The sequence below is a fragment of the Yersinia ruckeri ATCC 29473 genome (assembly GCF_000754815.1).
In the GTDB taxonomy this organism is placed as follows: domain Bacteria; phylum Pseudomonadota; class Gammaproteobacteria; order Enterobacterales; family Enterobacteriaceae; genus Yersinia; species Yersinia ruckeri.
Window position 1 is genome coordinate 18,222 of the sequence record NZ_KN150747.1, and the last position, 15,325, is coordinate 33,546.

Below are 15,325 nucleotides of genomic sequence, written 5' to 3' on the forward strand. Positions count from 1 at the left end.
GGTCACTCAATGTCATAAAATATCTTAGCAGGAACAAACTCGAGGGATTTAATCATCTTAATGATTCGTGCACTCGCGTTGCCCTGCCCGTATGGGTTGTAAATAACTTCCCCCTCAGTTTTGTACTCACGTGCCAGCGCCTTCTGAATAGTTTTTACTATTGTCTTACTCTCCGCTGGACAATTAAGCACGCTCTTTGCAGCCAGCCTCCCTTTCTGCCTCTCTCCAATATTGACCGTCGGCACGTCAAAAGCCGGAGCCTCAATAATACCGCTGGATGAGTTGCCAATAACAGCTGCAGCATGTTTAACTGCACTTAAATACCGAACCTGCCCCAGAGAGGGGATAGCCAGAACTCTTGAGGCATGTTGGCTGGCGTAGTTTTCCAGCATGGGAATAATCTTCCGCCCACCATCATCCGCATTCGGCCAAGTGAGAATGACCTGATGCTCAGGGAACGAATCCAATGCGTCGAGCAATGCCTGGAAACTGGCTTCAGGCGACTCATTTCCCAAGGTGACCGGATGATAGGTCACAACAACATATGGTTTTTGAAGGGGAAAGTTGAGTGATGATGCCAGTTCAAGAACCGTCATAAAGGTTCCGCGTCTTAGATGATCTAGCCCAATAGCACCCACGTTCTCCACCCTGCTAGGCGCTTCACCGAGTTGAATCACCCGTTGGCGATACTCTTCAGTTGAGGTGCCATGGAGGTAACTGAGTTTAGTTATGGCATGGCGAATCGCATCATCATAAGCCCCTTCGGTAATTTCCCCTCCGTGTAAATGCAAAACGGGAATACGTAGGATCATAGCCGTTTGCGCAGCGGCCAGCGCTTCGAAACGATCACCTAATAGCACCAATAAATCCGGTTTAAGTCGCGATAACGCATCCGCGAATCCCAGGACACCCAGCCCCATACTTTTTGCAGTGCCGACGGCGGTATCGGATGAAAGCAATATTTCTATTTTTTCATCAATGATAAAACCATCGTCGGCGATCTGCTGCCAGGTAAGTCCGAACTCGGGAGAGAGGTGCATACCGCTGACAAGAAGTTGCAATTTGAGCTGGCTATCGCTTTGTATATCTTTCAACAACCAGTACAGCAAGCCATATTCTGCTCGCGTGCCGGTAAATACAGCGACCTTTTTTATAGCCTGCGATATCATGACAAGAAGGCAGTCGGAGAGCTTGGTAGGTTAACCAGCCGGCTTTCAATATATTCTGAATGGCGTAAGTCATCCCGCATAGCCCCGCTGAACATTGGCAGGCGATGCATGAGTTTCCAGATAGGTCTGGCCATGACTTTAGCTGAATTCATATGTGACAGCAGCTCCTCTCTGGCTTCAGCCTCTTCACAAATGACAGCGTTTAGCCAATAGTTAGATTTACCATAGGCGGGCTCCTTAACAAACTGGAACTGCGACCCGGCAAAAAATGATTCGTAACTCATAGCGAGACGGCGTTTTTGCTCTAGGAACAGCTCAAGGCGCTCGATCTGCGCGCAACCCAACGCCGCATTTAAATTCGGCATACGGTAATTAAACCCTGGCTCATCATGGTAAAACTCATAAGGATGCGGAACCTTCGCCGTAGTAGTAACATGTTTTGCACGAACACCAGCCTCTGGAGTTTTACATAGCACCATACCACCACCACCAGTAGTGATAATCTTATTACCGTTAAAGCTCAACGCACCATACTCACCGAGTGTGCCTGTATGCTGATCTTTATACCAGGAGCCAAGGCTTTCGGCAGCATCTTCGATCAGCGCAATCTGCCATTTTTGAGAAACGGCAATCAGTTCGTCCAGTTCTACCGGATGACCAAAGGTGTGCATGGGGACGACTGCGCGGATTGACTGACGCGTAACTTTATGTACGCATCCACCTTCAACACGGTCTGCATGCTCCGTAAGCCAGGCATCCAGCGCCACCGGACACAACCCTAAACTGACAGGCGAAACATCCACAAAAACAGGCTCTGCGCCCAAATGAAATAGTGCATTACAGGTCGCTACGAAGGTCAGCGCCTGAGTAATTACCAGATCATTGCGCGTTACCCCTGCAAGGAACAAGGCAGCACTGAGCGCTGCAGTTCCGTTTACCGTTGCTACAGCACGCGGAGAACCGGTAAAAATTTCCACCTTACGTTCAAAGTCGTCAACAAACTTACCCACGCTTGAAACAAACGTACTTTTGATGGTATCGAGAACATAGGCTTGCTCATTGCCATCAAAAACTGGCGCATGGAGTGGAATAAACTCACTGGTTTTATATACGTCTCGGACAAATTCTACAATTGAATCCATTTTCATGCCGGCATGCCTTTATTACATTTTACTGTCCAGATACTTCCCAGTTTCTTTGTGACAAAAATCAGGAATCATCTCAAAAAACAATTTAACGATATCATTTTTGGTCCACTCAAGCGCAGTTGTCATGCGCATAATTTCTTTTTCGAAGTGTTCCAGTCGCGACGGATCATAATCAGGTTCATTTTGTATGATACCTAAATTATCAAAGCGCTCCATATCGAGGATTTCTTTCGAAGTATAAAACTCCTCAAAATCTTTTTCACCGGTCGTGTCGCTTGACGTAAACAGGCAAGGCCACTGTCCCTGTGCAGGAAGCGTTTTTGCAAGTTCACGGGCCTCATCTTCTGTTTGACACAGATATGGCTGATAACCACGCTGCCTGAGGTAACGTTCAGCAATATCAGCAAAAGTAATTAAGTGTAGGCTTTCGCTAAGCTTGGGAAAGAATATGTCACGGTTCTCACCAAATATACAGGACATCAGACACAGTTCACCCGACTCCTGGGGTGTGACGAAATAACGCTTGATATCATTAGGTGCAACAAGAGGCTGTTGTTTGCTCAGGCGCTGTTCGAAGCCATGTAGTAAGGAACCATCAGAAAAAGCAACATTAGCAAAGCGCGCGGTAGAGATATCTATTTTTTCACTATTCCGCATCAGAAACATTTCCATAATACGCTTTGATGCACCCATCATATTTACTGGGTTCGCTGCTTTATCAGTCGATACGCAAAAATATTTTTTCACACCTGTCTCGAACGATTGTTCAATAGTTTTATTAGTATTAAGGATATTAACTTCAATCATTCGCATCAGCGTAAAGGGATCTTTTTCGCTGCGCACATGCTTCAACGCGGATAAATTGAGCACATAATCATACTGACCATCAGCTTTAATAAAGGCATCATATTCTAGAGAGCCTATATCAAGTGCAAACGTCTGAAAGTCACCCAAAATATAACCAAACTGGCTGCGAATATCACGCACCAACTCGACCATATTATTTTCACTAATATCTATAACGTGTAATTTCTTGGGATTACGTTTGAAAATTTCTTTAGTGACAGCTTGGCCAATTGATCCGGCTCCACCTAATACTAAAAAACGTGATTCAGAAACGATGCTGGCCAACTCATTTTTATTTTTGGCAAGATCCTGAGTGAACAGTGTCTTGTTGCGACCAATAAGAGATAATATATTGTTCATGTCATGACTCTTCGTTTAAGTACGTCTAGATCTGAATCAGGTGAGATAAAGCACCGATAGCGTCACTATGTCGTTACTGAAAAGGCATACTGGTGCAACAAACACGCTACCGCCCCAGGCTCTACAGCTACCAGTGCACTGTTCAACGTTGCTAACCACCAGTATAGTTTTGGCGACAGCCTGATTATTGCTCCACCAGAGCATAAAATACCTAGAGGTATTGTCTGCTTAAACTGATGTTGAGACAAGTAAAAGATGAATAGACCCGGGTTTCGTAGACACTTTTTTGCCTCATAATGGAGGCCTAATGAAGGAGTGTTTATGTCAGTCAAAACGTTCACTGAAGAATTCAAAATTGAAGCTGTAAAACAGATTAACGAGCAGGGATACCCTGTTTCTGAGGTTGCGGCACGACTTGGTGTTTCCACCAATAGCCTTTACGCATGGATCAAGCGTTACCAAAAACCCGAACCACAGCGCAAGCAGGACGATGCCCTCCAGCACGAAGTAAAGCGCCTCAGGCAAGAACTTAAGCGGGTGACTGAAGAGCGAGATATTTTAAAAAAGGCCGCCGCGTACTTTGCAAGAACGTCAGGCTGAAGTACGCCTTCATTAAAAAAATGTCGACCTTTTATGCGGTACGCCGGTTGTGTCTGGTTCTTGGCCTCCATTACAGCGGTTATTACCAGTGGCTAAAACGGCCTCAATCTCTGCGCGCCAGGCAAGATGAGCGCCAAACAGGCCTCATTAAACAACTGTGGCTTGAAAGTGGTACGGTTTATGGTTATCGAAAAATCTGGCTCGACATGAAAGACTTGGGTGAGCGAGCTGGGCGTAACAGGATCGCGCGCCTAATGAGGCTTGCAGAGTTGGCTTCTCAAACCGGATATCGGAAACGCCGCTATTACGGCGGCGGAAAAACATCAGTTGCCAACCCTAATTACCTTGAACGCCAGTTCATTGTTCCTACCCCCAATACGCATTGGGTGAGTGACATGACCTATATCAGAACGCATGAGGGATGGTTGTATCTGGCCGTTGTTCTCGATCTTTTCTCGCGTCGGGTTATCGGCTGGAGTATGGGGGGGCGAATGACAGCAGAGCTGGTGATGGACGCCTTGTTGATGGCAGTGTGGCGACGTAAACCAACGGCAAAAGTACTAATCCATTCGGATCAGGGCTCGCAATATACGAGCGAAAGATGTCAGCATTTTATGACCGCTCACAATTTAAAAAGCAGCATGAGTCGCCGAGGTAATTGCCATGATAACGCGGTGGCTGAAAGCTTTTTTCAGTTGCTAAAACGAGAACGCATAAAGAAACGGATCTATAAAAATAGAGAAGAAGCGAAGGCGGATATCTTCGATTATGTAGAGATGTTTTATAATGCTAAACGGCGTCACAGTGCCTGTGAAGATCAACCACCTGCAGTTTATGAAAGTGCCTGGTTCATGAGGCACGCAACCGTCTAGGAAACTGGGGTCTATTCAAGAACCCGAGACGAAAACTTCGGCATTCCGGCGTCACTTTGAATGTGCCACCGGATGTTTTAACTGCCTCCCTCATCCTCTGAAAACCAATGGAAAGAGGCTACACAGATGTCTTAACTTTGCGATCCACTACAATTTCTTTATCCAGTTCAATAACACGTTCATTCAGTGCCTGCATATCTTCCCACAATGAAAAAAAATAAACGGTGCAGCGTAAAAGTTAAGTCATTTTCGCTGCCTCTTCAATAAACTCAGATAGCTGCTGGATCTCGACAGGAATAATGAGACCCTATTCAGCGCGCCGAGAGCGAGGCTGGTCAGCCAGCATGGTTCTCTACTCAACCATAGGTTGGCGGGTATTCCGCAGCATTTTGATATCCTGTTGTTCCGTGGTTTTGACCGAAACAAAGTGAATGCCCAAGCGGCATGCTGTTTTATCAATAGCTAAAGCATCGTTCTTCTGGCTTCAGATAAATGTTTTCACTTGCAGGGTGGGGATAAGCCTTATGCTATATTCCATAGAATTGAATGTTCGCCCCCCAGAAATAAGAGGTTTAACAGGCTTCCATCGCAATTAAAGTCCCCGGTTCAAACTGACAAAGCATACACAGCAATTTCTAACTCGATATTTTTCTGTTCAAGACAACGAAACCATCAACCATCCAGATACATACGTGAAAAACAGATTTGACAATATCGACCCCAACAACTCTGCTCTTGTTCATGTGATGTTACTCCTGGATTAATATAGTCAGTAAAATATAGTCACTGGCTACTTCAGAAAGACCCATCCATCACTTCACTATCGCTGGATCAAATAGCGGATTGTTGGCCCATCCTGCTGTATATCCAACACCTTATATCCATAGTTACGGGCATCTAGCGGAATATTATTTATCGACTGTGGGCAATCGCTGATGACTTCCAGTATTTCGCCGGGTCTAAGCTGTGGCATGGCTTCCAGCGTGGCGACGGCTGGATAGGGACAAGGTTCTCCGACCATATCCAACCGATAGTCTGGGATAATTGACGTAGTACTCATAGTGACTTCCTGGATAAGGCTGGAACTACAATTTTACGGTTGCGGAAAAAATATTTATCCCATCCCAGCACGGCGGCAAAAACCAGCCCGAGTAGCAGATAAGTAACCAGCAGACCACCGATTGGCCCAAATGTGGTTAACAGGTTGATTTTTTGGTAATCCGTTGCCAGTATCGGCGCAAAATCATCCCAGTAATAGGCCAACAAGGTAGCTCCAATAATATTACCTAACCCTACCCACCAATAATGCACTTGCCCTTCTACGGCACGATACATCCAACCGGTTTCACAGCCGCCCGCGAGCACAATACCAAAACCAAAAAATAAGCCGCCTATCACCGCATTCGGGCCAGCCCAAAGAATTTTCGGTGCTACGCCCAACTGAACATAACTGAAGATACCGATGGCACTGACGGCCATGCCGATGATGATAGCTTTCGCCATATGGGTGCGTCCGGTTATCCATAAATCACGAAATGCAGAGGTAAAACAAATCTGCGCCCATTCGATCAATAAACCAAATCCAATCCCAAATAGCATAGCGATACCAAGTTTAGGCGCGCGGAACAATTCTGTCAGCGCCCAACATAGTGCCAGGACAAAAACGCCCATTCCCAGACGGAAACGGCGCTTTGCTCTGTCAGGGTTTTGGGTTAACGGCGATGCCGTCGTCACTTTTTGTAATTTGACGGGAATACGAAACATTGGCAACAAAGTAAATTTGGCACCGAAATAAGAACCCACAGCCGTAGCCAAGGCAAAAAACCATGCATGTAGCGAGAATTGGGGAATACCAGTAAAGAAGGCCGCCAAATTACAGCCCATAGCCAAACGTGCACCGAAACCGGCAATAATCCCACCAACCAATGCCTGAACAATGCGTATACCGTGTTGGGGCTTACGCAGCTTAATATTATTGGCCCACAATGCTGCAGCAATACAACCAACAAACATGCCGATAACCATCATCCCATCCACCCGATCCAGCGGCGTACCTTCAAAACCAATGACCTTAAAATAGCCCCATTCCTGCGGATGAGCGCCAAACCACTGCATCACATGACCACCCCAACGGGTGAACTCACCGGTTACGGCCCAAAATGTGCCAGTCAGGCCAAAATAATAGGTTGATAGAGTCCCTGCTGCAATCACCGCAGGAAGCGGAGCCCAGAACCGCACTAGGTACTCGGATTTAAACGACTGCCAGGTCATGCTTTCTCCATATATATTGATCGTCACGCTGCAAAATGGTTATCACCGGTAGAATAAAAAGTTAAAAAAACCAACAATGATAAGACAATTTATACCAACACGGTAAGTAAGGGTTTTATTTTGCGTTCAAAAAGAGACTCATTCTGTGGGCATCGATGAAAATGGCGCACCAACAAGATAAACGGCTAAAAATTCAAGTTTATCTTGCTGGAAAATAATGTATAAAAAACCCGTTACTCGCGCTCTGGCAAATAACGGGTTCAGCCCAAACTATCGTCAGTTAGCCTTGGTTAACTGATATCTGTTTTTCCGCAAAAAACGACTTTTCGAATGCACGAGCCTTCTTATGATCGAATTGATGTTCCCACTTGGCAATGACTAATACGGCCAAAGCGTTACCGACGACATTTAATGCCGTACGTGCCATATCCAAAATACGATCGACACCGGCGATAAAGGCCAGGCCTTCTAATGGAATACCTACACTGCCTAAGGTCGCCAACAACACAACGAAAGAGACTCCCGGCACACCGGCAATACCTTTAGACGTCACCATCAGTGTCAGTACCAGAATAATCTCCTGACTAAGCGAGAGTTCAATACCATATAACTGAGCGATAAAGATGGCCGCAATGCTTTGATATAACGTAGAACCATCCAGATTAAAGGAATACCCCGTCGGCACCACAAAACTGGTAATCGACTTCGGCGCACCATAGGCTTCCATTTTCTCGATAATTCGCGGCAGCACGGTCTCAGAGCTGGCGGTGGAGTAAGCCAAGATCAACTCATCTTTCAGAATGCGGATTAATATCCAGATGCGTAGATTACAAGCTCTAGCCACCAAGCCCATCACGACCAAAGCAAAGAACAAAATCGCGGCATAAACCAGTATCACCAACTTGGCGAGCGGCAGCAAAGCAGCAAAGCCAAAGTTAGCTACAGTCACAGAGATCAACCCAAAGACACCGATAGGTGCATAACGCATGATCATATGCGTCACTTTAAACATGCTTTCAGAAATAGCTTTAAACACGTTAAGCAGTGGCTCTTTGGTTTCTTTCGGCAAGGAAGACAACCCAAGACCGAACAGCACAGAGAAGAAGATAATTGGCAACATATCGCCATTGGCCATTGAGGAAAACACGTTAGATGGTATTAACGAAAGAATCGTACCCACCAAACTGTGGCTGCCACTTTGCACTTGTGCTGTGGTTTTCTCATATTGAGATATGTCCACCGCAGTTAGCGTCGACATATCAATCCCCTGACCCGGCTGGAAAACATTAGCCAAGGTAATACCGACAATAATGGCAATAGTAGTAATAACTTCGAAATAAATAATGGTTTTAAGGCCAATACGCCCTAATTTCTTCGCATCTCCAACACCGGCAATACCAACAATTAGCGTGGAAATAACAATAGGAACTACAATCATTTTAATTAGACGAATGAATATATCACCAGCAGGGCTGAGAATATTACTCACTAACCAATCTCTTGATTCCACCTGATTGTGAAGAATGGCACCGACAAGAATACCTAATACCAACGCTATTAAGATTTGCCAAGCTAGACTGATTTTTACACTTTTCATACCCAAAAAAATCCCTCAAAACATTCCCAAAAGGACATGATGGACATGTGCTTTAAATGGAATAATTAATCATTAAATACGGGGCTATAGTTAATAAAATCCGTGGATCAACCTCCCGTCAGTCGTCCACCTTTAAATCAGTATCATTTCAAGCCATTCTTCTGCAAGCCTTGTTTACTGTGGATTAATCTGTACAACCTGATATATCTTTACGCTTAGCAATAACTATTACTCATAACTATTTGTTATTAAAATAATAATTTTAAGTCATAGTAAATAAGCACTTCGTTCTTGAGTATAAAAAATAAGCGACATTAATTCGCTGATAAAACCAGCTAGTTGTTGTATTTTTTATCTTATTTTGTACGTGCTTTGTTAAATTAGCAGTCTTTCGATTCTCTACCCATTTTAGATATTCTGCAACCAAAGCACCGATAATTCAGCCTAAAAATGATAAAAACAGCGATTACTAGACCTGATTTTAATTGCATAACTAGATCTCTTATTTCTCACCTCATTTTTATTCCTATAAGGTATATCTAGTGCTTTTAAATTCCATTAGGTAATAATAAGTAGCCAACGTTTCACATTAGATAATAAAGATTGGTTTTTAATTTAAATGAGCCATGATATTTATTTCTGACATGCTCTTAAATCAGTAAAAGTCACTAATATATATCATCACGCGGTAATGTTTTTTTGTGTTAATTAGGTTACTCATCTCAGTATTGCATCCTATCCAAACTAAAAAATCGGAAAAAACCTTTCCCTATTCAGATATTGATACACCACACAGCATGTTAAGTAAGTCCCTAAATAAACATCTTTTCTACGTGATCTGCCGCCCAAAAAAGAAACAAAACGGTGTCTCGCTCTATAATCAACCTTTGATTGACATATTATTAACAATCTAAAGGAGAATAAATATGAGCCAACTACATAAATATCCGATTCCCCCTGCAATTGCAGAAAATGCCCTGATAAATCCAGCCCAATACCATGATTTTTATCAACAATCCGTACAGAACCCTGATGCATTCTGGGGTGAGCAAGGCAAGATTATTGACTGGATAAAACCCTATAGTATTGTTAAAAATACTTCATTTGATCCTGGCCACGTCAGTATTCGCTGGTTTGAGGATGGCACTCTGAATTTATCTGCCAACTGTCTGGATCGACATTTAACTGAACGCGGTGAACAAACAGCAATCATTTGGGAAGGCGATGATCCAAGCCAATCCAAGCATGTCACTTACAAGCAACTGCATCACAACGTCTGCCAATTTGCCAATGTGCTCAAAAAACTTGGCGTTAAAAAAGGTGATGTTGTCGCCATCTATATGCCGATGGTGCCCGAAGCCGCTGTGGCCATGCTGGCCTGCGCACGTATCGGTGCTGTGCATTCTGTTATATTTGGTGGTTTCTCACCTGATGCCGTGGCCGGTCGTATCATTGACTCAAATGCCAAACTGGTGATCACCGCCGATGAAGGCATGCGTGCCGGCCGCGCTATTCCATTGAAAAAGAATGTTGATGACGCACTGAGAAACCCAGCGATAACCAGTATCAATAATGTGGTGGTATTCCAACGTACTGGGAAAACGGGTTACTGGCAGGAAGGCCGCGATCTGTGGTGGCACGACCTGATTGTCGGCGTTTCGGCAGATTGTCCAGCGGAAGAAATGAATGCCGAGGACCCATTATTTATACTTTATACATCAGGATCAACCGGTAAGCCCAAAGGTGTCGTTCATACTACCGGTGGCTATCTAGTGTATGCCGCTATGACGTTTAAATATGTATTCGACTACCATCCAGGCGACATTTATTGGTGTACCGCCGATGTCGGTTGGGTAACTGGCCACAGCTACCTACTTTATGGCCCCTTGGCTTGTGGCGCCATGACTTTAATGTTTGAAGGTGTACCCAATTACCCCGGCGTTAACCGTTTAGGTCAGGTTATCGATAAACATCAAGTCAATATTCTGTATACCGCGCCCACCGCGATTCGTGCATTGATGGCTGAAGGCGACAAAGCCATTGAGGGTACCAAACGCACATCTTTACGCATCATGGGTTCTGTTGGCGAACCCATTAACCCTGAAGCATGGGAATGGTATTACAACAAGATTGGTAATGGACAATGCCCGATTGTTGATACCTGGTGGCAAACCGAAACCGGTGGTTTCATGATCACCCCGCTACCTGGCGCAACCGAACTGAAAGCGGGTTCTGCTACACGCCCATTCTTCGGCGTACAGCCTGCCTTGGTTGATAATCTAGGAAATCCACAGGAAGGTGCAAGTGAGGGCAATCTGGTCATTACTGACTCATGGCCAGGTCAGGCTCGTACACTGTACGGCGATCACGACCGTTTCGAGCAAACCTACTTCTCTACCTTTAAAGGTATGTATTTTAGCGGTGATGGCGCCCGCCGTGATGAAGATGGTTACTACTGGATTACCGGTCGCGTTGATGACGTCCTCAATGTTTCTGGTCACCGTTTAGGTACCGCAGAAATAGAGTCTGCTCTGGTTTCTCATCCAAAAATTGCCGAAGCGGCTGTGGTAGGCGTACCCCACAATATTAAGGGCCAGGCAATTTATGCCTATATCACGTTGAATCATGGGGAAGAGCCGACGCCGGAACTTTATACCGAGGTACGTAACTGGGTACGTAAAGAAATTGGACCGATCGCCACACCCGATATTCTGCACTGGACTGACTCACTGCCAAAAACCCGCTCAGGAAAAATTATGCGCCGCATCCTACGCAAAATTGCTGCTGGCGATACCAGTAATTTAGGGGATACCTCAACGCTGGCGGATCCAAGTGTGGTTGAAAAATTACTGGAAGAAAAACAATCAATGCAAGCAACCTCGTAAATGACGCCGCCTGAGAGCGGCAACCCGATTCATGCCTTACAGGAGAACTCTGATGAATGACAACATTTATCAAGAGATTGAGAATAATCAGAAATTCAAAGAGTTGGTACGAAAGCGTGGCCGATTCGCCTGGCTACTGTCGGCCATCACCTTGGCACTCTATGTTAGCTTTATTTTTCTCATTGCTTTTGAACCTCAATGGCTAGGCACACCGCTTTATGCTGGCTCTAGCATTACCCGTGGCATTCCTGTCGGCGTAGGTCTGATTGTCATTTCTTTTGTTCTTACAGGTATTTATGTTGTCCGCGCTAACGGTGAGTTTGACCGCTTGACGGCAGAAATTCTTCGCGAGGTGAAGCAATGAAGACCCGTCATTGGTCCGTACTGGGTTTACTGACTCTGCCTGCGCTGTCTCAGGCAGAGGCAATCAGCGGTGAAGTTCAGCGTCAACCGCTAAATATTCAAGCTATTGTAATGTTCCTGCTATTTGTTGGTGCCACGCTATACATCACCTATTGGGCTTCTAAACGAACCCGCTCCCGACAAGACTATTATACTGCCGGAGGACGAATTACCGGCTTTCAAAATGGGTTGGCGATCGCTGGCGACTTTATGTCTGCGGCTTCGTTTCTGGGCATATCCGCGCTGGTTTATACTTCCGGATACGATGGCCTGATTTATTCTATCGGCTTTCTGATTGGTTGGCCGATTATCCTATTCCTGATTGCCGAACGTTTGCGTAATCTTGGCCGCTATACCTTTGCCGACGTTGCGTCGTACCGTTTACAACAACGCCCAATTCGCACGCTATCGGCCTGTGGTTCATTGGTGGTGGTTGCTTTATATTTGATTGCCCAAATGGTTGGGGCGGGTAAATTAATCGAACTACTATTCGGCCTGAACTATCATGTAGCCGTGGTGCTGGTTGGTATTCTGATGGTGTTATATGTGCTATTTGGTGGCATGTTGGCAACCACTTGGGTACAAATTATTAAAGCTGTATTACTACTGGCTGGTGCCACCTTTATGGCCGTTATGGTCATGAAATCCGTTGGTTTCAACTTCAATACCTTATTTAGCGAAGCCGTTAAAGTCCATCCCAAAGGCATTGCCATCATGAGTCCCGGAGGATTGGTTTCCGACCCAATATCTGCCTTATCTCTTGGTTTAGCTTTGATGTTTGGTACTGCTGGCCTGCCCCACATACTGATGCGTTTCTTCACCGTGAGTGATGCTAAAGAAGCCCGCAAAAGTGTGTTTTATGCCACCGGTTTTATTGGTTACTTTTATATCCTGACTTTTATTATCGGTTTCGGTGCCATTTTACTGGTTGGCCCTAATCCGTCCTTTAAAGATGCCGCGGGCGCATTGTTGGGCGGTACCAATATGGCCGCAATACATCTGGCCGATGCAGTCGGCGGTAACTTCTTCCTCGGCTTTATTTCCGCCGTCGCCTTTGCCACAATTCTTGCCGTGGTTGCTGGCCTGACGCTGGCCGGTGCTTCTGCCGTTTCTCATGACTTATATGCTAGCGTGATTAAAAATGGTAAGGCACGGGAGCGTGACGAATTACGCGTATCCAAGATTACTGTGGTTATATTAGGTTTCGTTGCTATAGGGCTAGGCATTCTGTTTGAGAATCAGAATATAGCTTTCATGGTCGGCTTGGCCTTCTCTATCGCCGCCAGCTGTAACTTCCCAATCATTTTCATTTCAATGTACTGGGATAAACTGACCACTCGAGGTGCATTAGTTGGTGGGTGGTTGGGGCTGATTACTGCGGTAGTTCTGATGATTTTGGGTCCAACTATCTGGGTAAAAATTCTTGGACATGCAAAACCAATTTATCCTTATGAATACCCTGCATTATTCTCGATGATTGTCGCCTTCGTCGGCACCTGGTTATTCTCCATTACCGATCATTCGGAAACAGGTAAAAAAGAACGGTTACTATTCAAAGCACAATTTATACGTTCACAAACGGGTCTTGGTGCATCACGAGGCGGCGACCATTAATCAACAAGTAAAGGCTCTTTCAGGCTGAGAAATTCCAAAAAAAAAGACAGGCATAGAGTTTCGTGATCTATTGATTATGATAATAAATACAATGAGATCACCTCTATGCCTGCTTGCTCATTATGCCAAATTTCGAGGCGTTTAACCCCGATTCATCTGTCTCGGCAAAATACTCTTCTTGGTACCATCGTAGCTTTAACCGCTCACACTGACCAGAATCGGACGCTATCTTCTACCGCCCCTGAAAACGCCAAAAGCCCCCGGCGCAAGCAGGGGGCTTCTTCATCTCTGTCCGGTATGTCTGTGCGCCCGGTGTATTTGACACCCTCACCGCATCTCGTTTTCCGCACATAGCAAAAACCCCACGCTTTTGGCATAGGGTTTCGGCTTGATTTGATGCCTGGCAGTGTCCTACTCTCGCATGGGGAGACCCCACACTACCATCGGCGCTACAACGTTTCACTTCTGAGTTCGGCATGGGTTCAGGTGGGTCCGTCGCGCTATGGCCGCCAGGCAAATTCTGTTTCAATCAACCCGCCATGCCTCTGCACAGCCAGTCAATCCAATCTGGATACTTCGCTGAAAATTATTCTCTCTCAAACACAAAACACCTTCGGTGTTGTAAGGTTAAGCCTCACGGATCATTAGTACTGGTTAGCTCAATGCATCGCTGCACTTACACACCCAGCCTATCAACGTCATAGTCTTTAACGTTCCTTCAGGGGGCTTAAAGCCCCAGGGAAGACTCATCTCGAGGCAAGTTTCGCGCTTAGATGCTTTCAGCGCTTATCTTTTCCGCATTTAGCTACCGGGCAATGCCATTGGCATGACAACCCGAACACCAGTGATGCGTCCACTCCGGTCCTCTCGTACTAGGAGCAGCCCCTCTCAATCTTCCAACGCCCACGGCAGATAGGGACCGAACTGTCTCACGACGTTCTAAACCCAGCTCGCGTACCACTTTAAATGGCGAACAGCCATACCCTTGGGACCTACTTCAGCCCCAGGATGTGATGAGCCGACATCGAGGTGCCAAACACCGCCGTCGATATGAACTCTTGGGCGGTATCAGCCTGTTATCCCCGGAGTACCTTTTATCCGTTGAGCGATGGCCCTTCCATTCAGAACCACCGGATCACTAAGACCTACTTTCGTACCTGCTCGAGCCGTCACTCTCGCAGTCAAGCTAGCTTATGCCTTTGCACTAACCTCACGATGTCCGACCGTGATTAGCTAACCTTCGTGCTCCTCCGTTACTCTTTGGGAGGAGACCGCCCCAGTCAAACTACCCACCAGACACTGTCCTCACCCCAGATTATGGGGCCGAGTTAGAACATCAAACATTAAAGGGTGGTATTTCAAGGTTGGCTCCACGTAGACTGGCGTCCACGCTTCGATGCCTCCCACCTATCCTACACATCAAGGCTCAATATTCAGTGTCAAGCTATAGTAAAGGTTCACGGGGTCTTTCCGTCTTGCCGCGGGTACACTGCATCTTCACAGCGAGTTCAATTTCATTGAGTCTCGGGTGGAGACAGCCTGGCCATCATTACGCCATTCG

General features: G+C 45.8%; 10 protein-coding genes, 1 rRNA gene and 1 other annotated feature. Of the genes, 4 read left to right on the top strand and 7 right to left on the bottom strand.

The annotated features are described in order from the left end of the window. Positions 1-2 precede the first annotated feature (2 nt). The 3 genes from neuC to DJ39_RS00115 are packed head-to-tail and all read right to left on the bottom strand — an operon-like array spanning position 3 to position 3,523. Positions 3-1,169: a UDP-N-acetylglucosamine 2-epimerase gene (gene neuC, locus DJ39_RS00105; RefSeq protein ID WP_038241923.1), complete on the bottom strand. Its 1,167-nt coding sequence runs from the start codon at positions 1,167-1,169 to the stop codon at positions 3-5. Then, positions 1,166-2,317 (bottom strand): LegC family aminotransferase, encoded by a 1,152-nt coding sequence (locus tag DJ39_RS00110; protein WP_004723037.1) that lies wholly within the window; start codon positions 2,315-2,317, stop codon positions 1,166-1,168. The genes neuC and DJ39_RS00110 overlap by 4 nt, the downstream gene beginning before the upstream one ends. Positions 2,318-2,332: 15 nt before the next feature. Further along, complete coding sequence (locus DJ39_RS00115; protein WP_004723036.1) at positions 2,333-3,523, bottom strand: UDP-N-acetylglucosamine 4,6-dehydratase; 1,191 nt, start codon at positions 3,521-3,523, stop codon at positions 2,333-2,335. A gap of 321 nt (positions 3,524-3,844) precedes the next feature. On the opposite strand from DJ39_RS00115, the gene DJ39_RS00125 reads away from it, so the two are divergent. Then, positions 3,845-4,995 (top strand): IS3 family transposase gene (locus DJ39_RS00125; RefSeq protein ID WP_087931031.1). Its coding sequence is split into 2 segments (ribosomal slippage): positions 3,845-4,082 and positions 4,082-4,995, totalling 1,152 coding nucleotides; the frame shifts between segments, so codons are not numbered across the junction. 820 nt (positions 4,996-5,815) lie between these two features. Here DJ39_RS00125 and yedF read toward each other — a convergent pair. From yedF to gltP, 3 genes are all read right to left on the bottom strand, one after another. Continuing rightward, on the bottom strand, positions 5,816-6,055 hold the full coding sequence (gene yedF, locus DJ39_RS00130; RefSeq protein ID WP_038241925.1) for a sulfurtransferase-like selenium metabolism protein YedF: 240 nt from the start codon (positions 6,053-6,055) through the stop codon (positions 5,816-5,818). Then, a complete protein-coding gene (gene yedE, locus DJ39_RS00135; protein ID WP_038251065.1) occupies positions 6,052-7,266 on the bottom strand; it encodes a selenium metabolism membrane protein YedE/FdhT in 1,215 nt (404 codons plus the stop codon). Before yedE ends, yedF begins: the two co-directional genes overlap by 4 nt. A 280-nt stretch (positions 7,267-7,546) precedes the next feature. Further along, positions 7,547-8,863 carry a glutamate/aspartate:proton symporter GltP gene (gene gltP, locus DJ39_RS00140; RefSeq protein WP_004723323.1) on the bottom strand — a complete coding sequence of 439 codons (1,317 nt, stop codon included), beginning with the start codon at positions 8,861-8,863 and terminating at the stop codon, positions 7,547-7,549. 926 nt (positions 8,864-9,789) lie between these two features. Between gltP and acs the strand changes: the two genes are divergently transcribed. The 3 genes from acs to actP are packed head-to-tail and all read left to right on the top strand — an operon-like array spanning position 9,790 to position 13,764. Continuing rightward, the gene (gene acs / locus DJ39_RS00145; protein ID WP_004723322.1) at positions 9,790-11,748 is read left to right on the top strand and encodes an acetate--CoA ligase; all 1,959 of its coding nucleotides are present in this window, start codon (positions 9,790-9,792) and stop codon (positions 11,746-11,748) included. Positions 11,749-11,800: 52 nt separating this feature from the next. Beyond that, positions 11,801-12,112, top strand: a complete 312-nt coding sequence (locus DJ39_RS00150; RefSeq protein WP_004723321.1) for a DUF485 domain-containing protein — start codon at positions 11,801-11,803, stop codon at positions 12,110-12,112. Then, positions 12,109-13,764, top strand: a complete 1,656-nt coding sequence (gene actP / locus DJ39_RS00155) for a cation/acetate symporter ActP (protein WP_038241931.1) — start codon at positions 12,109-12,111, stop codon at positions 13,762-13,764. Before DJ39_RS00150 ends, actP begins: the two co-directional genes overlap by 4 nt. Positions 13,765-14,162: 398 nt before the next feature. Here actP and rrf read toward each other — a convergent pair. Beyond that, a 5S ribosomal RNA gene (rrf, locus tag DJ39_RS00160) occupies positions 14,163-14,278 on the bottom strand. A 122-nt stretch (positions 14,279-14,400) separates the two neighbouring features. Beyond that, positions 14,401-15,273 (bottom strand) — a sequence feature (23S ribosomal RNA rRNA prediction is too short). Positions 15,274-15,325 lie beyond the last annotated feature (52 nt).

What these genes read in the sequence shown, in the direction of transcription:
- neuC (WP_038241923.1), bottom strand. Translation starts at nt 1,169, where the DNA reads ATGATATCGCAGGCTATAAAAAAGGTCGCTGTATTTACCGGCACGCGA.
- DJ39_RS00110 (WP_004723037.1), bottom strand. Translation starts at nt 2,317, where the DNA reads ATGAAAATGGATTCAATTGTAGAATTTGTCCGAGACGTATATAAAACC.
- DJ39_RS00115 (WP_004723036.1), bottom strand. Translation starts at nt 3,523, where the DNA reads ATGAACAATATATTATCTCTTATTGGTCGCAACAAGACACTGTTCACT.
- yedF (WP_038241925.1), bottom strand. Translation starts at nt 6,055, where the DNA reads ATGAGTACTACGTCAATTATCCCAGACTATCGGTTGGATATGGTCGGA.
- yedE (WP_038251065.1), bottom strand. Translation starts at nt 7,266, where the DNA reads ATGACCTGGCAGTCGTTTAAATCCGAGTACCTAGTGCGGTTCTGGGCT.
- gltP (WP_004723323.1), bottom strand. Translation starts at nt 8,863, where the DNA reads ATGAAAAGTGTAAAAATCAGTCTAGCTTGGCAAATCTTAATAGCGTTG.
- acs (WP_004723322.1), top strand. Translation starts at nt 9,790, where the DNA reads ATGAGCCAACTACATAAATATCCGATTCCCCCTGCAATTGCAGAAAAT.
- DJ39_RS00150 (WP_004723321.1), top strand. Translation starts at nt 11,801, where the DNA reads ATGAATGACAACATTTATCAAGAGATTGAGAATAATCAGAAATTCAAA.
- actP (WP_038241931.1), top strand. Translation starts at nt 12,109, where the DNA reads ATGAAGACCCGTCATTGGTCCGTACTGGGTTTACTGACTCTGCCTGCG.